Origin of the sequence: Hyphomicrobium sp. 99, assembly GCF_000384335.2 — a bacterium.
In the GTDB taxonomy this organism is placed as follows: domain Bacteria; phylum Pseudomonadota; class Alphaproteobacteria; order Rhizobiales; family Hyphomicrobiaceae; genus Hyphomicrobium_B.
In genome coordinates this window covers 15,641-39,165 of the sequence record NZ_ARWG02000003.1, presented here as the reverse complement: position 1 = coordinate 39,165, position 23,525 = coordinate 15,641, and the positions used below count along the sequence as shown (strand labels likewise).

The following is a 23,525-nucleotide window of genomic DNA, read 5'->3' as shown; positions in this document are numbered from 1 at the left end:
AAACATATGTGAAAAGTGGGATAGAGATAAGCATATACATCATACATGAGAATATAAATGTTGGCGAAAGTGAGCCGGTAGCAGCAAAGCCGACCGGAATAAGCCAATAAAATCAGAGTGTTGGACTGCTACCGGGTCAGAGTTGAAAGCCAGTAGCAGTCGGTAGCGGACTAAAATCAAAGAGCACTGCCGGTATTGTGGTGCGATGTGATGCGCCGTGCGTGCATGACGCCAACCATCGCCGCGTAAACATGGCGGCATGTCAGAGCTAACGGCAAAGCAAGCGCTGTTCGTGCGCGAATACCTGATCGACCTGAACGCAACTCAGGCCGCGATACGTGCTGGCTATTCTCCGAAGACTGCATCCCGCATCGCTCACGAGCTACTTGAAAAAACTCAAGTCCGTGAGGCAATCGACGCGGCCAAGATTGAACGCGCTGAGAAGACCGGCCTAAGCGCGGAACGCGTGTTGCTCGAAATTCAGCGCATGGCGTTCTATGACCCGGCTGACCTGATCGAGATCGCGCGTCCAATTGAAGATAGCGACTTGGACGGCATCGACTGCGGCGCGATTATCGAAGTCGACGGCAAGCGAATGGTTCTCGATGGCATCAGCGAGCCGCGAGACATCAAGAAGCTTCCCGAAGACGTGCGGCGCGCAATCGTTGGCTGGGGCTATGACCGCAACCAGAATTTCGTGCTGAAGCTCGCGGACAAGTCGAAAGCGCTCAATCAGCTTGCGCGGCATCTGAGCCTCTACAACGACAAATTGGAAGTGAACGGCGTCGATGCTCTCGCGGAGCGATTGGCGCGTGCAGCAAAGCGCGAGGGCAAATGATCACCTGGGAAGTGATGGATCGAACGGCGATGATCCTTGGCTATGTGATGATGCTCGGGCTGATCGTCCTGGTCGTCATGGTCGCGTATGTGCTCGTCGACGAGGCCAGCCGCGCATATCTCCAAGTGCGCCGCATCGAGCGCGTGTCGCTCGGCAAGGGCAAGCGCGTGAGTGCTAGGCTATTCTGGGGCCGGTGGCGCTCGGAATACATGGCGAGCTATACGCGGCTGATAATCCGGGGCGTCGCTCTTCCTCACGATCCGCGCAAGCCGATCCGGCGCGACTGGTGACGCAATGGCTAGTGCTCAGCGCAAGGTCGGCATCGGACACAACCAAGATCCGAACGACGAGATCATTGATTTAGCCGCTTCCTGCCAGTTCGATCCTGACCGCTGGTCTAAGGTCGCATGGGATTGGGGGCACGGCGATCTCGAAAAGCATCCTGGGCCGCGTGAGTGGCAGAGCGATATAAACCGCGTCATTCGCGATCACTTGGCCGATCCAGAGACGCGGTATCAGCCGCTACAGATCGCGGTCGCGTCTGGTCACGGCATCGGCAAATCTGCCGAAATGGGCATGCTCTCAAATTGGGCGATGTCCTGCTGGGCAAATGCCAAGGTCGTTATTACCGCCAACACCGAAACGCAGATGCGGACGAAGACAAGTCCGGAAGTCGGCGGCTGGTTCAAGCGCTCGATTACCGGACATTGGTTCGACATCAACTCGCAATCGATCAAGTCGAGAGATCCCGTCGCCACGGATAGCTGGCGCATGGACTTCGTGACGTGGAGCGAACACAACACGGAAGCGTTCGCCGGTCTGCACAATCAAGGCAAGATAATCCTGCTCCTGTTCGATGAGGCGAGCGGTATCGCGCCGAAGGTTTGGGAAGTCGCTGAAGGCGCGATGACGGACGAAGACACCGTGATCATCTGGGTCGCGTTCGGCAATCCGACGCAGAACAGCGGCCGGTTCCGTGAGTGCTTCAGGCGTTTCCGAGATTTCTGGGTCACGCGGAACATCGATAGCCGGACTGTCCCAGGCACAAACAAGAAGTTCTTCGAACGCCTCCTGAAGCAATACGGCGAGGATAGCGACGTTTTCAAATACCGCGTGCGAGGCCTCTTTCCGGAGCAGTCGGCTATGCAGTTCATTTCTACAGCGGATGCAGACGCCGCTCGCAATCGTCATTTGCGGCGTGAGCAATACAGTTTCGCCCCGGTCATTATTGGCGTCGATCCGGCATGGACGGGTGACGACAGCCTAGAGATCTACATGCGGCAGGGCTTGTATTCGAAGCATCTGCGCTCAATCCCGCGGAACGATAACGACATTCAAATGGCGAACCTGATCGCGAGCCTGGAAGATGAATATCAGGCCGACGCGGTGTTCATCGACGCGGGCTATGGCACAGGCATCAAGAGCGCTGGCGATGTCATGGGCCGCTCGTGGCGTCTGATTTGGTTCTCAGGCAAGGCTATCGATCCCGGCTATCTGAATAAGCGCGCCGAAATGTGGGGGCTCATGAAGCTCTGGCTGAAGCAGGGCGGCGCAATCGATCCGAAAGATACGGAGCTTTATGACGATATTGTCGGGCCGGAAACCGTTCCTCGCACGGATGGCAAGATCCAACTCGAAAGCAAGGAAGACATGAAAGAGCGCCTTCTGCCGTCGCCAAACAAGGGCGATGCGCTGGCGCTCACGTTTGCCGAGCCGGTCGCGAAGAAGGTTCGCTTGCAAGAGAAGACGACAGCCAACGGCGAAAGCTATCACTCGGTCACGACCGATTACGACCCTCTCGAGTGAAGGCGACAACCGTTCGCGTGATTTGGTGCGCTCCTAATCCGGAGTGCAGCAATGAGCGAACTAGAACGCCTCACAATCGCGAAGAATGCCGCCGCTAACGGGCGCGCGCTTTGCGTCCTTTTGTTTGCCGCCTGCATCGCGGTCTATCTGATCGAACATAACGCTCTCTATGTGAAGCTCGCCGTTCTGTCCGCGCTTCCTTTCGCCGTGTCCTACGTCGCTGAGGCGACGCAATCGCGCTTAGGCGCATTCGTTTCGCTGTTCATCAGCACGTTCTGCGTCGCCATCGTAACCCTCCATCTCTTAGCCGTTTAAACGAAAGGTGCCGCTATGTGCATTCTTCCGCAGTCTTCATCTACGCCAAAGCTCCAAGAGCCGACGCAATACGCTCAGCAGCGCTCTCCTGATGGCGATGCCGCTCGCTCGGCGTCGTCCAGACGGACGCTCGATCGGATGCGAGCCGGAACGCAGACGGTTCTTACGTCTGGCTCTGGCGTCACGTCGGTAGGCGATACCGGCAAAAAGACGTTGCTCGGGCAGTAACGCATGCGTTTCCGGCTGTTCGACAAGGCAAGCAATAAGCAGGTCCACGAGGGCGTAATGCCTCGTAACCCCGCGCCTCCGGTGATCATCTGGGGCGCGCGGGCCTTTCTTCTCTCAGGCGAGCGCACGGAAGCGAAAACTGACGGCGGCCACGTCGTCGGCAATTACGTGGAAGTCGACGCGTTTCAGATTGGTGGCTTCAGATGAGCGCGAACGCTCCGAGCAACGAGACGCAAATCGCCTATCACCGCAGGCGTTGCGAAGAACTGAAGCAGATCCGCCAGCCGTGGGAAAGCGACTGGCAAGAGCTTGCGAACAATGTCGATCCGACGCGGTATCGCGCGCAATTGCGTGCTGAACGCGCCGCTTCGCGCAAGAAGATTATCGACGGGACGGGAACGCTCGCCTATCGCACGCTGAAATCAGGCATGCATTCGGGCCTGACATCGCCAGCCCGGCCTTGGTTCAAGCTCGCGGCCGAAGATCCGGAACTGCGAGACTTTGCGCCGGTCAAGCAATACCTGTCTCTGACCGAGGAACGCATGCGCAAGGTGTTCTCGGCATCGAACCTCTATACCTCGTTCCATACAGGATACGGCGATCTAGGCCTGTTCGGTCAGTCGTGCGGCATCCTCGTCGAAGACGACGAAAAAGTAATTCGCATGATCCAGCTTTTGCATGGGACGTTCTGGATCGCGCGCGATGAAAAGGGCCGTGCGACGACGCTCTATCGCAATTTCCGCTGGTCGGTTCAGCGGATCGTCGGGCGCTTCGGGCTGAAGAACGTCAGCAATCGCATCCGCGAGAAGTATGATTCCGGCCGATACGATGAGACTTTCGTTATCTGGCAGGCAATCGAGCCGCGTCTAAACCGCAATCCGGACAGCGCGGCTAAGTGGGATATGCCTTATCTCTCGAACTATTGGGAGGAAGGCGGCGACGGCGACAAGCTTCTTGAAGAAAGCGGCTTCGAAGAAAACCCGATTATCGCGCCGCCGTGGGAACTATCGGGAGATGATCACTACGCGACGTCGCCGGGGCAAGATGCCATCGGTGACGTGAAGATGCTGCAAAAAGAGCAGTCGCGGAAGCTCGAAGGCATAGACAAGCAAGTCCGGCCGCCGATGACGGGACCGACGAGCATGCGAAACAACCCGGCTTCGCTTCTGCCGGGCTCGATTACCTACGTCGACGCCCAAAGCGCCAACGTCGGCTACCGCCCTGCAATGCAGGTTGATTTGCGCCTGGGCGAGCTTCGCGAGGACATCAACGAGACGCAGAGGCGCGTAGATCGCACGTTTTACGCTGATCTGTTCCTGATGCTGGCGAACATGGAAGGCATTCAGCCGCGCAATCAATTCGAGATCGCGGAGCGCAAGGAAGAAAAGCTGCTGGCGCTCGGGCCGGTGCTCGAAAACATTTACAACGGACAACTCGAGCCGATTATCGAGCGCTCCTATGCGATCATGAACAGGCGCGAAATGCTGCCGCCGCCGCCTCCTGATCTGCAAAAGAAAAACCTCGGCATCGAATATACGTCGATGCTGGCGCAAGCTCAGAAGGCCGTCGCGACTGGAAGCATCGAGCGCGGTGTTGCGTTCGTCGGTCAGTTGTCTGCTGTGAAGCCTGACGTTCTCGACAAGATCGACGCGGACGAAGCTGTAGACGTGTACTTCGATTATATCGGCGTGCCGCCGTCTATCGTTGTGCCTGACGATGAAGTTGCGAAGACCCGCCAAGCGCGCGCGCAGAAGCAGCAGGCGGCAGAAAGCGCGGCGATGGCGGCCACAATGGCACCCGCTGCAAAGCAGGGCGCGGAAGCCGCGTCGGTGCTCGCTGATGCTCAGAATAACGCTGGCGGCGGCGCGCTGCTGCAAAAGCTGGGGATTGGCTGATGCGCGAGGATTTAACAGAACAACTTTCGCCCGCGCAAATCATCGAACGCGCGGAGATGTCGAAGGCGTTTCGCGATGTCTTCGCGTTGGCCGGTGGCAAGCGCGTTCTGTTCTGGATGCTCGAACAGTGCGCGATCTACACGGACGCTTACACAGGCGAAAACAATTCGACGAATTACGCGCTCGGGCTGCAATCGGCCGGCCGAAAGCTGATCGCAAAGCTCGATGAGATCGACCCGCAGTTCTATCCCGAATTGCTGCTGGCGATGAAGGAAATTCGGGAAGCGGACAAGGCAGCGGCGAAGTCGCTTGCTGAGAAATTGGAGCCTGAAGACGATGCAGACATTGCTTAGAAGCGTATTCTTTCCCGCGTTTTTCTTCGCGCCTGATGATGAAGGCGCTGGCGGCAATACGCCTCCGAGCGATCCAGGCACGATCCTGTTCCCCAACGAGAAGCCTGCCGATCCGGCTGCGCCCGTTGATCCTGCGAAGCCTGCGGAAGCTACGCCTGCCGGTGATAAAGCGCCGACCGATTGGAAGGAATACGTCGCAGATCCGAGCAAGAGCGATGCGGAGAGCGCTGCGGCGAAGGCTGAGCACGACAAGACGAAACCGGCAGAAGACAAGGACAAAAAGAGCGCCGATCCGCTCGATCAGGTGCCTGAAGACGGCAAATATAACCTGACGATGCCGGACGGCGTAGAGGTCGACAAGGCATTGCTCGACAAGCTCAGTCCACGTCTCAAAGCCAAAGGCTACACGCACCGCGAAGCTCAAGAGCTAACGAACGATTACATCGAAACGCGGCGCGCAGAGATCGAGCAAGAGGCGAAGCAGTGGGGCGAAACGATCCAAGGCTGGGCCGATAGCGCGAAGGCTGACAAGGAAATCGGCGGCGACAAGTGGGACGCGACTGTCGCGTCAGCTACGCGCGCCGTCAACAAGCTCGGGACGCCAGCACTGAAGGAATATTTGAACGCCAGTGGAGGCGGCAACCATCCTGAGCTTATCCGTTTCATGTCGAAGGCCGGGGCGATGATCCGCGAGGATTCCCCGCCGAGTGGTGGCGCGGGCGGTTCCGGCAAACCTGCCGATCCTGCACACGTCCTGTTTCCTAGTGACGCTCCGAAAGGCTAAACATGGCTACTATTGGCAAATCTTTCCCTAACCTCATCGACGCCTTTAAGGGGTCCGCTGAGGGAACGGTTGCTGAAATTCTCAATCAGCAAAATTCTATCCTAGACGACGCAATCGCGACCGAGTGCAACATGCAGGCGCAGCATCGCCACATGATCCGCACAGGTTTGCCGACTGTCGGCTGGGGCCGTCTTTACAAAGGCGTTCCGCAGTCAAAGGCGACGATGCAGCAGGTCGACGATACGACCGGCTTCCTCGAAGCTGGCTCGCAAATCGATACGCGCTTGCTCAAGCTTGCGCCCGATCCTGCAAAGGCGCGTCTCGTCGATAGCGCTCCGTATCTCGAAGCCATGAATCAGGAAATGGCAACGGGTCTGTTCTATCACGACACGGCGACGACGCCTGACAAGTTCAAGGGTCTATCGGCTCGTTACTCCGTGCGCGGCGGTCCTGGCGCGGGCGAGCAGGTTATCCATGGCGGCGGCTCCGGAAGCGACAACACGTCGATCTGGTTCGTTACCTGGGGCGATCATGCAACCTCGTTGCTCTATCCCAAGGGCATGAAGGCGGGCATCTCGATTGAGGACAAGGGCGAGCAGCGCGTTACCGATAGCGCGGGCAATCCCTACTACGTCAAGGAGACGCTGTTTAACTGGCATATCGGCATGTTCGTGAAAGACTGGCGCTATAACGCCCGTATCGCGAACATCGACGTTTCCGAAATGCTGGCGGGCACTGTCGATCTGTGGGCGCTGCTCCGCAAGGGGTACTACCGCTTGCAGTCGCGCCGTCGCGACGCTCAGTCGAGCCGGATCGCGATCTACATGAACCGCGACGTTCTCGAAATCCTTGACGCTCAGTCGAGCGACCGCGCGCTTCTTGCTGCAAACGCGAACTATACGGGTCTGTCGCAGGCCGTTGTCGAAGGCAAGGAAGTCAAGACGTATCGCGGTATTCCGATCCGCGAGACGGACGCGCTTCTGAATACCGAGGCGCTTGTTCCGGCATACGCATAATCCGGCTGGCCCGCTGTAACAGGCGGGCCATCCATTAACGGGGGCCGGATAGGCCGAAACGAAAGGCTTTAAAATGATCTTCGACAATCAGTCTCTTTTGTCTGATGCGCAGGCAATTACGGCGTCGGCTGCATCTACGAATGTTATCGACCTGGGCGCTACGGGGCGCGTCTACGGCGCTGCCGTGAACCTCGCTCGCGACATCGGCAAGGGGTGCTCGATCCCGTTGCTTATCCAGGTGATCGAAGCGTTCACCGCTTCTGGCTCTGCGACTTTGCAGTTTTCTCTCGAAGTCGACGATAACGAAAGTTTCTCGTCTGCAAAGACTGTTTGGCAGAGCCGTGCAATCGGCAAGGCCGAACTTGTGCAGGGCTTCATCGTCGTTCCGGAATACATCACGCGCGGCACGGACGAGCGCTATGCGCGTCTGTACTACACAGTCGCGACGGGTCCGATGACGGCGGGCAAGGTAACGGCGGGCGTAACGATGGGGAACCAGTCCAATGGCTAAAGTCGTTGCAAAAGTACGTGGCTATTTCGGCGGCGAGATCAGAGAGCCGGGGTCGATCTTCGACGTTCCGGACGATCTGAAGAATCCGCCGAAGTGGACGCGTCCATATTCTTTCGGCGGCAAGGGCGACCACGATGGCGACGGCAAAACGGGCGGATCGAAACCGGCAGAAGTGACGGCCGATCAGTCCAAACCTGCCGGGCCTGTTGTCGTTCCTGCCGATTGGCGGGATGGGAAAGCCGCAGATCGCAAAGCGCTTGCGAAAGCGATCACTGGCGAGAACGTCGCCAACGCGACGGAAGCTGACCGCATTATCGCGGCCTATGTCGAGGCAAGCGAGAGCGAGCGCGGGCCGTTCGCTGATGCTCCTGCGCCGGTAACGGTGACGGGCAACGGCGTGGCCGAAGCTATCGGCGGCGTTCAGCCCGATTGGATCGCGCCGGGCTCTACCGGCGAGACTGGCGACGACATTTAAACGGAAGGGCGTTCGCGCCCTTCTTCTCTCATAAACCAAGCAGAGCAGGTGCCGCATGGCTTCGATCTTCAATGAGCAACGTGTGCTCGGCGTCAGGGTCGTAACCAGCGGCACCATTCTATTCAACAACCGGCCTGTGATTGGAATTGTCGAGGCCGACGCTGATGTTCTTTTCGTCGGCAATGAGCGCGTGCTTGGTGTCGACGTGCTCGATGCAGACGCCGCGCTCCACAATGACCAGCAAGTCTTAGGCGTCGTCGTGATCGATGACGGCAGCAAACTCTACAACAATTTGCCAGTTCTGCCGGTGGCGGTTCTAAGCGGGTCGTTGGTGGATCAGGAAGAAGAGGCAGGGGAATGAAACTCGTCAGCTTGGGGCAAAAGTACGACGAACCTTCCAGCAAGCCGGAAGGCTCTACGAGCGATGAATACTTTCCGTCGCTCTATTTCGATGAAAAGCAAATCGACGCAATGGGCATCGATACGGTGCGCGTCGGGACACTCATGACGATGACGGCAACCGTTCGCGTGTCAAGCATGAGCGAAAGCAAGGGCGGCCGCAGTATGTCCCTCGAAATCATCGAAGCGGGCATGGAGCCGAAAGCAAAGGACAAGGACGCCGCAAGCGTCCTGTTTCCGAACGAAGGAAATTAAACGCTCATGGCCTCGGTCGTTTCGATCTGCAATCTCGCCCTGTCGAATATCGGCAAGCAAAACATTCAGAGCCTAGACGAGCCGGGCGCTGAAGCGCGCGCTTGCAAGCAGTTCTACGAGCACGCGCGAGATACGCTTTTGCAGGTCTATCCCTGGCGGTTTGCGGGCAAAACGGAATCGCTCGCTGAATTGGCGAACGACAAGCCCGGCCGATGGGCGCACGCCTACAAGCGGCCCGTCGATTGCCTCAAGGTTCGATGGGTTCGGCCGGAATATTCGACTATCGATCCCGGCCCGAAGACGCTGCAAGAAGAACTTGCATATCCTCACGATGCCGAGGGCACGACGATCTATTGCGATCTGTCGCCCGCGTTTCTCCGGTACACTGTAAAGCTCGCTGATCCGACGCGCTTTTCTCCGTTGTTTATCGATGCGCTTAGCTGGCATCTCGCGACGCGAATTGCGATGCCGCTGACACGAGATCCGAAAATACGTGCCGACTGCTATCAGCTAGCGCAAGCGATGCAGGCGACGGCGGCAGAGGCCGACGCAAACGAGGTTCGCGAGACATCGGACCACGAAAGCGAGCTTGTCGCGGAGCGCGGATAAATGGCTGATCTTCGCGCCTATCAGCCGTCATTTACTGCCGGTGAGCTATCGCCCGCGCTCGGCGCGCGTGTCGATCTGGCTAAGTATTCGTCTGGCCTCCGATCAGCGGTCAATATCTTCGTGCATCCGCACGGCGGCGCGTCGAACCGGGCCGGTACTGAGTTCGTCACCGAGATCAAGAACAGCACCAAGTTCGCGCGAAAAATTCCGTTCGAGTTCAACACCGAACAGACTTACCGGCTTGAGTTTGGCGACAAGTGTTTCAGGGTCATTCGCGACGGCGGCGTGATCCTGAAATCTGGCGCTCCTTACGAAGTCGTCACGCCTTATGCGCATACCGACATCTGGGATCTGAATCATATTCAGGATGCTGACGTTATGTATCTCTGCCATCCGGATTATCCGGTGCAGAAGATCGCGCGGCTTGCAGACGACAATTGGACGATTACGCCGGTGACGTTCGCGCCGAAGATCACAGCGCCGACCGGCCTCGCCGTATCTGAGCACTTCCAACGCAAGAGCGGGAGCAACACGAACGCGTCGTTCCGAGTTACCGCTGTTAATGCGAGCGGCGCGGAAAGCGCGGGCTCGACGACGGTCAGTCGTATATTGCAAACGGAAAAGGAAGACGGGCGGCAGACTAAATTTACCTGGAACGCAGTCGCTGGCGCGGTTCTCTATCGGCTCTATCGAGTCAACGGAGATTACCAAGGGCTTCTGGTCGAAGTGACGACGACAGAGGCGACCATTGAACAGATGCAAATCAACGGCGTCGATCCGCAAATCCCGGCTGCGGCCGATAGCGGCGCGCCGTCTACTCCGACCGGCCTTGCAATTACAGTCGTTTACGGCAAGCCAATGAAGTATGTCATTTCGGCCGTAGACGGTGATACCGGCGAGGAAAGTCTGCCAAGCAGTCCGGTAACGGCGGTCAATGACCTATCATTGAACAACAATAAAAACGTGCTGACGTGGACCGCTCGCGCGGGTGCGTCGGCTTATATCATCTACAAGGAAAGCAACGGGATTTACGGCTACATCGGCCGATCAGAAACAACGCTTTTCACCGACAATAACATAGTCGCTGACATGGCCGATGGGCCGCAGACGGGCCGCAATCCGTTCGTAGGTGCTGGCAATTATCCGCGCGTTGCGACATTCATCGAGCAGCGGCTTGGCTTCTTCTCGACAAAGAAAGATCCGCAGGCGGGGTTCCTATCGCAGTCTGCGAATTACGAGAATTTCGGCTACTCGAGCCCGGCGAAGGCATCGGACGCGGTTACGTTCCGCATCCGCTCCCGGCAGGTCAACGAGATCCGCGGCGCGATTGCCCTGGGCGGCTTGATGCTTCTGACGTCGGGGGCTGAGTGGGTCGTAAGCGGCGGGTCTAACTCGGACGCGATCACGCCGTCTGCGATTAAAATTGATCCGCAGGGTTATCGCGGTTCGTCTCGCGTGCAGCCTGTCGTCGTCGGAAACACTGTGCTGTTCTCGCAGGCGACTGGCGGCGTCGTTCGAGATTTCAGTTACGACTTCGCGTCGAATGGATACGACGGCAAAGATCTGACAATCCTTGCCCGGCATCTGTTTGAAGATCAGACGATCAAAGCGTGGGGTTACGCGCAAGCTCCATATTCGATTGTCTGGGTCGTGTTGGAAAACGGCAAGCTTTGCTCGCTGACGTATCTAAAAGAACATGACGTTTGGGCATGGACGCGCCACGAAAGCGGCCCGAATGGAGCGGCGATTTTTGAGGACGTGACTGTCGCGCGTGAGGGGATCGAAGACGTTCCTTATTTCATCGTCAAGCGCACGATTGACGGCACGGAGAAGCGCTATATCGAGCGGCTTCATTCGCGCGCGTTCAAGAAGATCGAAGATGCTTTCTTCGTCGACTGCGGCCTGACATACGAAGGCGCGCCCGCGAAGATCATAACGGGCCTCGATCACTTGAAGGGGCAGGCTGTCGTCGCGCTGGCTGATGGCAACGTGGTGCGCAATCTCGTCGTCGGCAACGTGACGGGCGGCGTCGGCGTGGTGCTGCCGAATGCGGCGAAGAAAGTTCACGTCGGCCTTCCAATGGTCGCGACGCTCGAAACGCTTAACCTCGATCTTGGGCAGGTGCCTGGGCTTGGCACAGTGCAGGGTCGGCAGAAGTCTGTTTCTGAAGTCACGCTTCGCGTTGAGAAGACGCGCGGAATTTTCGTCGGGCCTTATGACGGTGATCGTAACAGCGAGCACTTAGTCGAATATAAGCAGCGATCAACCGAGGCGTGGGACGAAGCAATCGCGCTCTATACCGGCGACATCAAGATAACGCCGCCGTGGGATTGGAACGACAACGGGCGCGTGTTCGTCAAGCAATTCGATCCGCTTCCTATGACAATTCTCGCGATCATGCCTGACGTGACGGTCGGCAAATGAAGTCCCGGACGCAGATCGTTCGGGCGCGGCCAGAGCATATTCGCAGCATCGCGCGGCGGATGCGCGAGGCCGATAGGCTCGAGGTCGACGCGGCATCAGGAAAGACGCCGGGGCAAGCCCTGGCGTTCTCGCTTCGCAAGTCGTCGGTCGCCTGGACGTGGCTGATTGACGGCCGTCCAGAGGTGATGTTCGGCGTTGGCGATTTAAACATTCTTGCCGGGGTCGGCGCGCCCTGGTTGCTCGGGACCGATGTCGTTCTTTCTCATCAGATGGAGTTTCTTCGCCGGTCGCGTGAATGGAGAAACCAACTGTTAGAGAGATATTCGAAGCTGACGAATTTCGTCGATGTTCGCAACGAGGTGTCGGTTCGCTGGCTGCGGTGGCTGGGGTTTACGCTTTCTGAGCCGATCACATATCGCGGCCACGACTTTTATATTTTCGAATTGAGGTCGACCGATGTGCGACATAACGATGGCTCTTATGCTCGGCTCAACGCTCATGGGCGCGGCCGGTCAGGTTCAGCAGGCGCAAGCGACAGCGAAGGCCGAGCGCTTCAACGCGCAAGTGCAGAACATGAACGCGAAGATTGCCGATCAGCGGGCGAAAGACGCGATTGAGCGCGGGCAGATCGAAGAACAGAAAAAGCGCCAAGAGGTCGCACGGATACAGGGCGCTCAGACTGCGGCTATGGCCGCGAACGGCGTCGATCTGACATTCGGTTCTCCGCTCGATACGCTGGTCGATACGGCGGTGCTGGGCGAGCTTGACGCGCTGACGATCCGCACAAACTCCTATCGTGAAGCCTACGAGCACAAAGTCGACGCTTCGAATAAGCGAGCAGGCGCGCAACTAAGCAATATGAGCGCTAGCTCGGCATCGAGCGGCGGCTATCTGAGCGCTATGGGGACGATCTTGGGCGGCGGGGCGAAGGCTTACGGGCAATACAAGTCGTCAGTCGGCACGATTTCTTAAGGGGGCGTCGCGTGGTCAAGGTTCCGGAATATCAGCAGACCGTCTCTCTGCGGCCCAACTTCCAGCAGGGCATTGACGTGCGCGCGTCGGCGGATGACTTCGGCGCTGCCGCAGGGCGAGGCATGCAAGGGCTCGCGCAAGGCATGGGTCAGGCGGCCGATGCAATGGCGCAAATGCAAGCGCTCGATGACGCAAACCGCGCGAAAGACGCGGATAACGCCTATTCGAACTGGCTGCGCGAAAAAATGTACGGCGAAGGCGGATACATGACGCTCGAAGGCCGGAACGCTGTCGACGCGCGCGCCGCGTTCGAAAAGGAAGCCGACGAGAAGCGCAAGGAATTTGGCAAGCCTCTGACGGGCGGGGCGGCGCGGAGCTATTCGGACGCCTCGCAGTCCCGGTTGCAGTCGGTCCTTCAGCAGTCGGTTGTTCATAGTGCGCAAGCGCGCAAAAGCTGGTTCAACGAAACATCGACGGCGCGAATTGAGACGTTTGCCAATGACGCGTTGGAGAACGCCAACAATCCGGCGCTGATCAATAAAAACATCGCGGCCGGTATTCTCGAACTTCGAGAACAGGGCGCGATGCACGGCTGGGACGCCGCGACGATGAGCCTCAAAGAGAAGGACTTCGCGTCGGGTGTTCACAAGAACATCGCGACGCGGATTGCGCTTGCCGATCCGCTGGCCGCTAAAACGTACATCGACGATCATGCTGCGGCGCTGACTGCGGTCGACAAGGCCAATCTCGACAAGGCGCTCGAAGCTCCAATTCTTGCGGAGAAGGCAAGCCGCAACGTCGCGAGCATTGTCGCCGGTATCCCGTCGCAGACATACGACGAGGCTCCCGGTCCAACGCGCGAGCGCGCCGCGCGCATGGGCCTCGAAGATCCCGCGCCTAAGCCCGCTCAGAGCGATGCCGTACCGGCGCGCGTGCATGCCAATGAGATCGCGTCGAAGTTTATCGGCCTGAACGAGCGAACGGACGCGGGCGCGATCTCGAGCTTTATCAAACGCTCTGCCGGTCTAAACGTCGATCCGCGCGTGACGCCCTGGTGTGCGGCCTTCGTCAATGGCGTGCTCGGCGCGTCTGGTGTTGAGGGAACGGGCAAATTGAATGCGCGGTCATTCCTCAATTTCGGAATGCCGACTGACCAGCCTAAGCCGGGCGATATCGTCGTCATGTCGCGCGGAGATCCGAACGGATGGGAAGGACACGTCGGCTTTTTCCAAGGCTTCGACCGCAACGGCAAAGTCATGGTCCTGGGCGGCAATCAGGGCAATCGTGTAAGCGTGGCGTCGTTCGATCCCGGCAAAGTTCTCGGGTTCCGCACTGCCGGGACCGTGAACGAGCAGACGGCCGCGCTGCCGAACTATGGGCCGAAAGGCTTGGCGGACATCAACGCGCAATTGATGGCGATCAAAAATCCGAAGGAACGGAAGGAAACGCAAGAGGCTTTGAGCAGCTATTACACGCTGCAAAAGAAGCAGATCGATGCACAGCGCGAACAGGTGCAGTCTTGGGCCGAAGGCGAGCTTATGAAAAATCCGGGCTTGGAACTGTCCAAGATCCCTCTCGACTATCAGCAAGCGCTCGGGGCCTCGGGCATGACGACGCTTATGAGCTATCAGGAAAAGCTTCGCACGCACGGCGAGCCGAAGACGGACGACCGCACGCTTTACGATTTGCAAACGGAGTACGCCAGCGATCCGGAAGGCTTCGCGAATGTCGATCTGTTCCAGTACCGCGACAAGCTCTCCAATTCCGATTGGGAGAAGGTGCGGGGCTGGCGTCAAGATGCGCTATCGGACAAGCGGAAGGCGCGCGAAAACGGCACTAACCTGTCGGCTGCGTTCTCGCAGGCGCAAACGCAGCTTGAGGCTGTCGGCATTTCGACGTCTGGCAAGAAGGGCACGGAAAAAGAGAATGCGGCAAAGCAGGTCGTAAAGTTCCAGAACGCACTGGCCGACGAAATGGAGACGTTCAAGCGCACCAATAACAACCGGGCTCCGACGCAGATCGAAGTCCAGTCGATGATCAACAAGCTTCTCTTGCCTGTCGTGATCAAAACGCCCGGCATGCTGTGGGGAACCAACGAGAAGCCGGGCCTAGCGTTCCAGTTGGCTGACCGTCCAGACGATTCCACGGCCGAGATTGCTATCAAGTATGACGACATCCCGATTGATCTCAGGCGCGGGATTGCGGGCGATCTTGAACGCGAACTAGGCCGGAAACCGAGCAAGGCAGAGGTCGAGCAGCGTTACGAGGACTTCGTTCTTAGCCGCTGATCTGTCCCGCAACCATCGCCCGCTAGAACGGTGCGAGGCTTTTGCGCGGGATGATTTATGGACACGCTTGCAGACTACGAAACCTGGAAAGCTAAGCAGCAGCAGAGCAACGTGGGGGCCGCGAACGTCGTGCTCTCCACGACGGACGGCAAGCCTGACGAGGTTGCGGGACATATAAATCTCGCGAACGAGTTCGCAAAAATCAGCGGCTCGCCGGTTCCGCCGCTGGCTATGGTGCAAGAGTTTAGCAGCGTTTTCCAAGCGGAAATCGCACGGCAGAAAAACTCGACGATCCTCTCGAGTTCGCCGCGTCTGACCCAATGGCTGCGCAACCCTGAGAATGCCGCCGTTGCGAAAGACGATCTTTCAAATCTGTCGTGGTGGGAAACGCCGTTCGTAGCTGCGAAGAATGCCATATCGCGCGGCGTCGACCGCGTGCCGATGGCTTACAATCAGCTAATGGCGAACGCCGCGACGGAGCGCTATCAGGATCAGCAGCAGTCGTTTGGCGACATCCTGGCGAGTGAGACTGACGTTCGCGATAAGAACGGCAATCTGATTTACAAACGCGTTCCAGATCCAATCGACTTGTTCAAGGCCGGTTCTCGCTACGCCACGTCGCGGTTTTCCGAATTTGCCGCTGGGCCTGACGCGGCGAAGAATACCGCCGCCTATTATCAGCAGCAAGTCGGGCTGATCAATAAGCGCATTGCTGAGATCCCGATGTCGCCTGCCGGTGCGCGTGGGCGCGAGATCTGGACGGAAGTCAAGCCGTCCGGCGACGTGTGGGCAGATTTCGGCTCCTACATGCAGGCGATTGCCAAAGACCCTAAAGCATTTGCAGCGTTTGCCGCTGAGACGGCGGCCGAAAGTCTTCCCTCCCTCGCTGCGGCAACGGCCGTCACGATTGGAACGGGAAACCCTATTGCCGGTGCCGTCACTTTGGGCGCGACTTCGGCTGCGACGGAAATGGGAACTGCGCCGGCCGATTTGTTCAAGGAACATGGCCTTGATATTTCGAAGCCTGAAGACGCGCTTGCGGCGATCTCAAACCCAGAACTGATGAAAGCGGCCGTCGACCGTGGCAACGTGCGAGGCGTAATTGTCGGCATGATGGACGGCCTGTCGGGTGGCGTAGCTGGCAAGACGCTGGCGGAAAGTCCTGTGGGCAACATGGTCCTGCAATCGCTGACGCAGGCGGTAATGGGTGCCTCTGGCGAAGCTGGCGGGCAATACTTCTCCGGTCAGCAGATGAGCCTAGGCGATATCCTGATGGAAGGTATTGCAGAATTTGCAACAGCTCCCATCGAAGTCGTCGGCGTCGGCCGCGAAAAGTTTCTCGATGCACAGGCCAAGGCCAAATCAGCCGAGGCGCGCAAGGCGCTGTTCGAGCAGCTTTCCGGACAAGCGCAATCGTCGGCGCTGCGCAATCGCTTGCCTGAGAAGTTCCGCCAGTTTGTTGCTGAAGCGACGAAAGACGGGCCGGTCGAGAACGTATTCATTCCGGCGAAAAAGTTCACCGAATACTTCCAGTCGATGAACCTTGACCCGTTCGATCTCGTCGACAGTTTGGAAGGCGTCACGCGCGAAGACCTACAGGCGGCGCTTGACGGCGGCCAAGATCTGCAAATCCCGACTGCAACGTATGCGGCGCAAATTGCCGGTTCAGAGCATGACGCGTTCCTGATCGACAACATGCGGTTCGATCCGAACGAAAAGACGTTTGGGGAGGCGGCAGAGTTCAACGCAAAGGTCAGCGATGCGCTCGAAGAAGCATGGCAGCTTGCTGAAGATCTCCGCTTGAGGAACGAGGAACTTCGGTCGTTCGAGCAAGAGATATACGATACGATGGTGTCGCGGCTTCGCTTGGCCGGGCGGTCGACCGATGTCGCCACGACTGAAGCAATGCTTTATCCCGCGTTTTACCGCGTGATGGCGCTGCGCTCGGGGCTGACGACAGAAGAATTTATGCAGCAGTATCCGCTGCCGCAAATCAAAGGTTCCATTCCGGAAGGAATGCAGTTTCGCAATGTTGACGCGCTGACGCGAACGCTGGCCGAAGCGCGCGCGGCAAGGACGCTCAGCGACAAGCGGCAGACGTTGCTCGAGTTCATTTCCGATTACGGCGGCATCAATGACGCGGGTGGCGAACTTGCGGCGCGCGATGCCACGGTCGTTAATCGCGGCAAGGGCAAAAAGTCGTTGCGGCTTGCGCGCAAGGGCTTCGTCGCCGGTCAGTCGTCAATGCTCGGGTCTGGCGACGGAAAGCGGTTCGGGGCCGACGACGTAGCGCTCGCTGCGATAGAGCGCGGCTACATGGCCGACAATCCGGCAGTACAGGAATATCTGCGCGCGGTCGAAGAAGGTCGACAGACGCCGGATATTACGGCGGCGCTGTGGGATGCTATCGACGCGGAATTGTCCGGAAGCGCTCAGTATTCAGCGCATGATGCGATTGACCCCGCGATTGAACGCGCAAGGGATCTGAGCGGCATCGAAGAGCATCTTGCAGAAGTCGGCGTGTCGCTAGACGACGATGATGCGACGATCCGCAAAGCCTTGGAGAAGGCCGGTGCGTCGTCGTTCAATCAGTTTGCCGGGATCAGCGCGAAGACGGTCGAACTTGAGGCATTGAGCAAGGCCGTTCTCATGCGCGCCGCTGGGGCGACGCGAGATGAGATCTATGACGAAACCGGGTTCTTCGTCGGGCCTGACGGTCAGTGGCGGTTCGAAATAAGCGACGCTGACGCTACAATCAAACAAAACGCGCTGACTAAAACAAAGTCCGGCTGGCGATTCGACGGCACGCTTGGCGAGCTTCTCGATCATTCGAAGCTGTTCGATGCCTATACGATTTTCAAAGGCATTCCCGTAAAATTCAAAATCAACCCGAACGCGGAAGCGGGGGGGCTATGGGACGGGAACAGCATTGAGGTCCAGGGTAAGACCCTCGTCCACGCGCGTTCTATTCTGCTGCATGAGATTGCGCACGTGATCCAAGATCAGGAAGGATTTGCGCACGGCGGCAATCTCGAAATGGGCGAACTGTATGAAGGCGTGACGGTCGAAGAAATAAAGCGCGAGATCAGTCAATACGTCGCTGAGTGGGAAGCCATAGCGAAAAAGCTTGACGGCTCTCCGAGCGCGGAAGAGCGCGTTAAGCTCGAAGCTCGAATTGATCAATTGGAGCCAAAAATCCGCGCCGCGCATGCGGATCTGATCTATGCGGCTAAGTACGAATATTATAGGCGCATCGCTGGCGAGGCCGAAGCGCGCAACATTCAGACGCGTGATCGCATGCAGCGCGCCGATGATATGCGCCAACGCTATGCGGCAGAAGCACTTGGCAAGCCGCCTGAGAAGGGCACTATCCCGCCGCCTTGGAATACGGCCGACGTTCCCGACAACAAGGTTATTGTCGTTCGCTCAACCCAGCACGGCGGGGCATTTAAAGCGCTGCAAGTTACGCCAGATCAGGCGCGCCGCATCGATATGTCTGTGGAGCTTCCATCTGATCCGCTATTCTCTGAGGCCGTTGCAAACACGGCAGGCGCGTCAATCACCGATGACGGCTTGCTGATCGATTTGGTTCGCTACCAGAAGCCGGAACAGATCGGAGCAACGTCCGTCCGAACGGGCGTCTTCTATCTCCCTGTCGGCTCAAAGAATGCGAAGTATTATCGCGGCAAGGGTTCGGTTGGCGGTGCTTACGGCGGGCCGGTAGAGACGCGCGGTGAAACGATCCTAAAGCGCCCGCTGTTTGTGAAGGGCGCGACGGGCGGCAAGGCTCCCGAGGCTGCATGGAATGCGCTCAAGGGCAAGGGCGCGATGAAGGAACTTGACCGCGCCGTTATGGCCGTCGTCACGTCGAAGCATATGCTTCGCGAGCCTGGGCTGTTCGAGGAAAATGTTTCGAACTTCCTTGAAGAACATGGCGCAGATCCAACGCTGGCTTATGAGATCATCGCGAACAGTAAGCAGGGCAATCAGCTTCGATACGCCCTGCAAGAGAACGTGATTGCTCATGCAGTACGCGAGGCTGGCTATGACAGCGTTGTCGGCTATAGCAAGGGCAAGGCCGGTGCGTCGGTGTCCGAAGTCTTCGACGTGCGAGAGATCGACTATCCGACGCCGGGCGAGACTGCCACGCTGCACCCGAAATTCGAGGGCCGCTCATACAATCAGGGCGCTCGCGGCTCGATCCAATTCCCTTCTGCCGGTGTCAGCAGTGGCGAGTCGATCATTCGCCTGTTCGAGACGGCGAACCTGTCGACCGTCGTCCATGAAAGCGGCCATTTCTTCTTGACCGTGTTGGAGGATCTTGCGGCGCGCGGTGAGCCGCACGCGGCTGCGGAGATCAAGGCCGTGCGTGAGTGGTGGCGCGAGAACGCCGACGCTGTGGCGAAAGACGCAACGCGGTCGACCGATGGCGTTACAGTGACCGTAGAAGACGTGACGGCATGGCTGGACAACGGTACGACCGGCGACGCGGTAAAGGATCGCGCGCTTGTCGTCGGCGGCCAAGAGCAGTTTGCGCGCGGGTTTGAAGCCTATCTGATGGAGGGCCGCGCGCCGAATGAGGAATTGCGCTCTGCCTTCGAGAAGTTCCGGGCTTGGCTCGTGTCGATTTATCAGCGGTTGGCGGGACTGAACGTCAAGCCTTCGGATCAGATCCGGGGCGTATTCGATCGGATGATTGCGACGGATGAGGAAATCGCCAAGGCGCAAGGGAACATAGGCGGCTCGACGCCTGTCTTCGCGACGGCTGAGCAGCTTGGGCTTACGGCGGCCGAGTACGCCAATCTGATGAAGCTACGCCAGCAGGCCGAGGATAGCGCCAAAGCTCGCCTGCTACGCGAAATTATGGAGCCGATTAAACGGCAAAAAGAGGAATGGTTCAAAAAGGAGCGCGAGAAGGTCAAGGCGCAAGTTACCAAGGAGGTCAACGCTTACCCGTATTTCCGCGCGATTGAATGGATGGGCAATAAGCGCTGGCTTGGCGACGGCCAGGATCAAGACCTGCCAGACATGAGGCTGTCGAAAGAAATCCTTGTCGCTCGTTACGGCTCGGGCGTTCTCAAAACTTTGCCACGCGGCAAGCAAACGATCTACACGGTCGACGGCGGCATTGATCCCGACGAAGCGGCTGGATGGTTTGGCTTCGATAGCGGCGATGAAATGATTCAGGCGATGGAGCGCGCGCCAAAACGCACGGAGGCAATCGAGGCCGAGACGGATCGCATTATGCGTGATCGTCACGGCGACGTGCTGAACGACGGCTCGCTCGAAGCGGAAGCGGTGGACGCGGTTCACGTCGACAAGCGCGGCCAATGGATCGCAGCAGAACTTAAAGCTGTTTCCGAGGTCGCGGAACGCGAGCCCGCATTGACTGCGAAAGAAGCGCGAGCATCCGCGCGCCTGACGATTGCCCGCATGCGCGTGCGAGACGCGACGGCTTCGGGCCGTTTCCTTGCGGCTGAACGCGCGGCGGCTGAAGAAGCCGAACGTCTCGCCGCACAACTGGCGCGAAACAGCATTTGGCTCAAGAACGCGAACCGGCGTATCGAGGCGAAGGCGCGCGCGGTGGCGAAGGGCGAGGCGTCGCCCGACGCTCTGGCGAAGGCAATCGAGGATCGTAACGCCAAGCTCGAAAGCCGCGACCAAACCGTCCAGCGCACAGAGCGCCGGTTCGGTGCGGACGGCGGCCAGTTCATTGCGACGACGCCGGTAGAGACGCATACGGCCGGTTACAACGAGCTCGTCGCGAACCTGATCGACGCAAAGCGGCGGCAGTTGATCAATCACGCGCTCTACACGGAATCGCGCAAGGTAGCCGAAGAAGTCGAGAAGGCTGAAAACTACGTCAAGCGTTTGAACAGCAAGTCGACGCGCGAGCGTATCGCTGGCGCTGGTCGGCGCGAAAACGCGACTATCGATTACCTGGGCGCTATCGACGAAATTCTCGAACGGTACGACTTCCGCAAGATCAGCGGCGCGGCCGAACAGCGGCGCGGCACTCTCAATGCTTTCATTGAGGCGATGAAGGCGGCGGGGCGTGAGAACGAAATTTCTATTCCCGAAAGCGTGCTCTCTGACGCGGCGCGCAAGCCTTACAAAACTCTGCCGGTCGAACAGCTTCGCGGCGTGATCGATAGCCTGAAAAACCTCGAGCACGTAGCGACGCGATGGGACAAGCTGATCGATGCGCAGAATGAACGCGCGCTCGATGAGGTCGTGACTGAGATTGCGGAAGCCTTCGAGGCAAACGTAAAGAAGCGTCCGCCTGGGCGCGTCAAGACGAAGGCCGAAGCTATTCGCCACGGTGCCCGGCAGTTCCTTGACCTAGTGCTAAACGCGACGACGCTCCTGCGGGAAATCGACGGGTTCAAGGATGCCGGGACTGCGTACCGCAATATCAAGGCACCAATCGACGCCGCGATGAGCCGTCTAATCGTGCGCAAGGAAAAGGCGGCGACGGCGCTCGAAGGGCTTTACTCGGTCTATTCGAAGGCCGAACGGCGGGAAATGGCCGTGCGTCGACACATGCCTGAAATCGGGTTTGCGCTCTCGAAGTGGGAACGGATCGCTGTCGCGCTCAATACCGGCAACGAAGGCAACATGCAGCGGCTTACCGATCCGAAGGTGCGCGGATCGTTTACAGAGGCGCAAGTCGCTGCGATCCTGGCGACGCTCGACGAGCGCGATGCTGACTTCGTGCAATCGGTGTGGGATTACGTTGGGTCGTTCTGGAATGACATAGCGGCACGCGAGAGGCGGACGACGGGCGTAGAGCCGAAACGGGTGGAAGGCTCGCCGGTCACAATCGGCGGCAAGACGCTCGCGGGCGGCTATTATCCGATCAAATACGACCCGCGTCTTTCGTCGCTGGCTCGGGATGATCAGACGCAAGAAATTGCGCAGTCATTGCAGGCTGGCCGCTTCGGCAAAGCGCAGACGCGCAACGGGCATTTGAAGGAACGCGCGCAGTCGTCGGGGCGCGACGTTGAGCTTGATATGTCCGTGCTTCATAGGCACGTCAATCAAGTGATCTACGATCTGGAATTGAGCGAGCCGGTCGCCAATTCCTGGCGCATTCTGCAAGATGGCCGCATCCGTGACGCGTTCACAGAGACGGGCAAACAGGCAGACTTCGATGCTCTTGAGCTTTGGCTCAAGGACGTTGCGGAGGGCGAGTTACGGTCTGGTGATTTTGTCGGCCGCGCGGCGCGTTCTCTGAAGTCGAACTTTACGGCGGCAAAGCTCGCATTCAACCTCGTGACCGTCGCGTCTCAGATTTCGGGCCTGTCGCAGACAATGGTCGTGCTCGGCAAGCGCGACTTCGTGCGCGGGCTCCAAGCATCACTGCGGCCGGGCGCTATCGCTGACATCACGGCAAAGTCGGCGTTCATGAGCACGCGCGCCACGACGTTCAATAAGGACATCAACGATTTCTACAACGATCCGAAGATGGGGCCGGTCGCGTCGCGGTGGGGCGATATTAAATCGGAATGGATCGGGCCGCTGTCGTTCTGGCTGATGACTAAAGTTCAGTGGTACACGGTCGACATTCCGTCCTGGCTTGCCGGGTATCAGCAGGGGTTGCGCCGCTTCGGTAACGATGAGGCGAAAGCAATCGCTCATGCGGACGACGTTGTGAAAAGGGCGCAAGCTTCTGGCCTGTTCTCTGACCGCTCGGCTATCGAGCGCGGCTCTGTCACTCGCACGGCGCGGCAGAATGATGTCGTGCGGCTGTTTACGGCGCTCGGCTCCTATATGTTCGCCAAGTTCAACGTCGCCTACGAGCGGACCGGCAAGGCATCGCGGACGCTACAGCAGGAAGGCGTAAGCGCCAGATCGGCCGTCGAGGTAATGTCATGGACGGTCGACATGGTTTTCCTGTTCACGCTTGAGGCCGTCATAATGGCCGCGATCCGTGGTCAGCTTCCTGGCGGCGATGACGGCGAAGACGATAAAAAGGACGGCTGGGCGAAGTTCCTCGCGAAGCAAACCGGCCTGAGCGTCATGGGCACGATACCGTTCGTTCGCGATGGCGCGAGCGCCTTGCAGGGCTTCGATGGTGGCGGCGCATATGGCGGCATCATTGGCGATGCGGGCAAGGGGGCAATCGGTCTGTTCAATGTTCTGACCGCGCCGCTCTCGGAAGATGGACTTGCCGGGATCAAGCCGAAAGACATCAAAGGCATCATCAACGCGACGGGCTTGGCGACGGGGCTCCCGGCAACGCAGGTCAATCGCGGGGTCGATGCTCTGATGCGCAGCAACGAAGGCGAAGACGTTTCGCCTCTCGAATATATCCTCGGCCGCAGAGGGAAATAACCATCTGTGCATATGGTGGC

Annotated in this window: 19 protein-coding genes; all 19 read left to right on the top strand. The window is 58.6% G+C overall.

Annotated features, from left to right (window positions below):
• Positions 1–259 precede the first annotated feature (259 nt).
• The 19 genes from G359_RS00200 (at position 260) to G359_RS00105 (ending at position 23,505) form a co-directional block, all read left to right on the top strand.
• The gene (locus tag G359_RS00200) at positions 260–838 is read left to right on the top strand and encodes a terminase small subunit (RefSeq protein ID WP_045834479.1); all 579 of its coding nucleotides are present in this window, start codon (positions 260–262) and stop codon (positions 836–838) included.
• Complete coding sequence (locus G359_RS00195) at positions 835–1,128, top strand: hypothetical protein (RefSeq protein WP_045834478.1); 294 nt, start codon at positions 835–837, stop codon at positions 1,126–1,128. Before G359_RS00200 ends, G359_RS00195 begins: the two co-directional genes overlap by 4 nt.
• Positions 1,129–1,132: 4 nt before the next feature.
• Positions 1,133–2,644 (top strand): hypothetical protein, encoded by a 1,512-nt coding sequence (locus G359_RS00190; protein ID WP_045834477.1) that lies wholly within the window; start codon positions 1,133–1,135, stop codon positions 2,642–2,644.
• A gap of 51 nt (positions 2,645–2,695) precedes the next feature.
• Positions 2,696–2,959 carry a hypothetical protein gene (locus G359_RS00185; protein ID WP_045834476.1) on the top strand — a complete coding sequence of 88 codons (264 nt, stop codon included), beginning with the start codon at positions 2,696–2,698 and terminating at the stop codon, positions 2,957–2,959.
• Positions 2,960–3,244: 285 nt separating this feature from the next.
• Entirely contained in the window at positions 3,245–3,394 is a 150-nt protein-coding gene (locus G359_RS00175) for a hypothetical protein (protein WP_156150626.1), read from the top strand.
• On the top strand, positions 3,391–5,082 hold the full coding sequence (locus G359_RS00170) for a portal protein (protein WP_045834473.1): 1,692 nt from the start codon (positions 3,391–3,393) through the stop codon (positions 5,080–5,082). The genes G359_RS00175 and G359_RS00170 overlap by 4 nt, the downstream gene beginning before the upstream one ends.
• Entirely contained in the window at positions 5,082–5,435 is a 354-nt protein-coding gene (locus G359_RS00165; RefSeq protein ID WP_045834472.1) for a hypothetical protein, read from the top strand. The genes G359_RS00170 and G359_RS00165 overlap by 1 nt, the downstream gene beginning before the upstream one ends.
• A complete protein-coding gene (locus G359_RS19525; RefSeq protein WP_052699119.1) occupies positions 5,419–6,219 on the top strand; it encodes a hypothetical protein in 801 nt (266 codons plus the stop codon). Before G359_RS00165 ends, G359_RS19525 begins: the two co-directional genes overlap by 17 nt.
• 2 nt (positions 6,220–6,221) lie before the next feature.
• Positions 6,222–7,235: a major capsid protein gene (locus G359_RS00155; protein ID WP_045834471.1), complete on the top strand. Its 1,014-nt coding sequence runs from the start codon at positions 6,222–6,224 to the stop codon at positions 7,233–7,235.
• Between the two features lie 73 nt (positions 7,236–7,308).
• Positions 7,309–7,746 (top strand): Bbp16 family capsid cement protein, encoded by a 438-nt coding sequence (locus tag G359_RS00150; protein WP_045834470.1) that lies wholly within the window; start codon positions 7,309–7,311, stop codon positions 7,744–7,746.
• On the top strand, positions 7,739–8,221 hold the full coding sequence (locus tag G359_RS00145; protein WP_045834469.1) for a hypothetical protein: 483 nt from the start codon (positions 7,739–7,741) through the stop codon (positions 8,219–8,221). The genes G359_RS00150 and G359_RS00145 overlap by 8 nt, the downstream gene beginning before the upstream one ends.
• Before the next feature lie 55 nt (positions 8,222–8,276).
• Entirely contained in the window at positions 8,277–8,582 is a 306-nt protein-coding gene (locus tag G359_RS00140) for a hypothetical protein (RefSeq protein WP_045834468.1), read from the top strand.
• Complete coding sequence (locus tag G359_RS00135) at positions 8,579–8,875, top strand: hypothetical protein (protein ID WP_045834467.1); 297 nt, start codon at positions 8,579–8,581, stop codon at positions 8,873–8,875. Before G359_RS00140 ends, G359_RS00135 begins: the two co-directional genes overlap by 4 nt.
• Before the next feature lie 6 nt (positions 8,876–8,881).
• A complete protein-coding gene (locus G359_RS00130) occupies positions 8,882–9,484 on the top strand; it encodes a phage connector family protein (RefSeq protein ID WP_045834466.1) in 603 nt (200 codons plus the stop codon).
• Positions 9,485–11,908, top strand: a complete 2,424-nt coding sequence (locus G359_RS20685; protein WP_052699118.1) for a phage tail protein — start codon at positions 9,485–9,487, stop codon at positions 11,906–11,908.
• Positions 11,905–12,525 (top strand): phage protein Gp13 family protein, encoded by a 621-nt coding sequence (locus G359_RS20850; protein WP_082072741.1) that lies wholly within the window; start codon positions 11,905–11,907, stop codon positions 12,523–12,525. The genes G359_RS20685 and G359_RS20850 overlap by 4 nt, the downstream gene beginning before the upstream one ends.
• The gene (locus tag G359_RS00115) at positions 12,407–12,880 is read left to right on the top strand and encodes a virion core protein, T7 gp14 family (RefSeq protein WP_245279876.1); all 474 of its coding nucleotides are present in this window, start codon (positions 12,407–12,409) and stop codon (positions 12,878–12,880) included. The genes G359_RS20850 and G359_RS00115 overlap by 119 nt, the downstream gene beginning before the upstream one ends.
• Positions 12,881–12,891: 11 nt before the next feature.
• A complete protein-coding gene (locus tag G359_RS19515; protein ID WP_052699117.1) occupies positions 12,892–15,168 on the top strand; it encodes a TIGR02594 family protein in 2,277 nt (758 codons plus the stop codon).
• A 57-nt stretch (positions 15,169–15,225) separates the two neighbouring features.
• Positions 15,226–23,505, top strand: a complete 8,280-nt coding sequence (locus G359_RS00105; RefSeq protein WP_045834464.1) for an LPD23 domain-containing protein — start codon at positions 15,226–15,228, stop codon at positions 23,503–23,505.
• Positions 23,506–23,525 lie beyond the last annotated feature (20 nt).

Bases quoted from the DNA above. Each gene is read 5' to 3' on its own strand.
- G359_RS00190 (WP_045834477.1), top strand. From the start codon at position 1,133: ATGGCTAGTGCTCAGCGCAAGGTCGGCATCGGACACAACCAAGATCCG.
- G359_RS00165 (WP_045834472.1), top strand. From the start codon at position 5,082: ATGCGCGAGGATTTAACAGAACAACTTTCGCCCGCGCAAATCATCGAA.
- G359_RS19525 (WP_052699119.1), top strand. From the start codon at position 5,419: ATGCAGACATTGCTTAGAAGCGTATTCTTTCCCGCGTTTTTCTTCGCG.
- G359_RS00185 (WP_045834476.1), top strand. From the start codon at position 2,696: ATGAGCGAACTAGAACGCCTCACAATCGCGAAGAATGCCGCCGCTAAC.
- G359_RS00200 (WP_045834479.1), top strand. From the start codon at position 260: ATGTCAGAGCTAACGGCAAAGCAAGCGCTGTTCGTGCGCGAATACCTG.
- G359_RS00155 (WP_045834471.1), top strand. From the start codon at position 6,222: ATGGCTACTATTGGCAAATCTTTCCCTAACCTCATCGACGCCTTTAAG.
- G359_RS00170 (WP_045834473.1), top strand. From the start codon at position 3,391: ATGAGCGCGAACGCTCCGAGCAACGAGACGCAAATCGCCTATCACCGC.
- G359_RS00105 (WP_045834464.1), top strand. From the start codon at position 15,226: ATGGACACGCTTGCAGACTACGAAACCTGGAAAGCTAAGCAGCAGCAG.
- G359_RS00135 (WP_045834467.1), top strand. From the start codon at position 8,579: ATGAAACTCGTCAGCTTGGGGCAAAAGTACGACGAACCTTCCAGCAAG.
- G359_RS00130 (WP_045834466.1), top strand. From the start codon at position 8,882: ATGGCCTCGGTCGTTTCGATCTGCAATCTCGCCCTGTCGAATATCGGC.
- G359_RS00175 (WP_156150626.1), top strand. From the start codon at position 3,245: ATGCCTCGTAACCCCGCGCCTCCGGTGATCATCTGGGGCGCGCGGGCC.
- G359_RS00115 (WP_245279876.1), top strand. From the start codon at position 12,407: ATGGGCGCGGCCGGTCAGGTTCAGCAGGCGCAAGCGACAGCGAAGGCC.
- G359_RS00140 (WP_045834468.1), top strand. From the start codon at position 8,277: ATGGCTTCGATCTTCAATGAGCAACGTGTGCTCGGCGTCAGGGTCGTA.
- G359_RS00145 (WP_045834469.1), top strand. From the start codon at position 7,739: ATGGCTAAAGTCGTTGCAAAAGTACGTGGCTATTTCGGCGGCGAGATC.
- G359_RS20685 (WP_052699118.1), top strand. From the start codon at position 9,485: ATGGCTGATCTTCGCGCCTATCAGCCGTCATTTACTGCCGGTGAGCTA.
- G359_RS00195 (WP_045834478.1), top strand. From the start codon at position 835: ATGATCACCTGGGAAGTGATGGATCGAACGGCGATGATCCTTGGCTAT.
- G359_RS20850 (WP_082072741.1), top strand. From the start codon at position 11,905: ATGAAGTCCCGGACGCAGATCGTTCGGGCGCGGCCAGAGCATATTCGC.
- G359_RS00150 (WP_045834470.1), top strand. From the start codon at position 7,309: ATGATCTTCGACAATCAGTCTCTTTTGTCTGATGCGCAGGCAATTACG.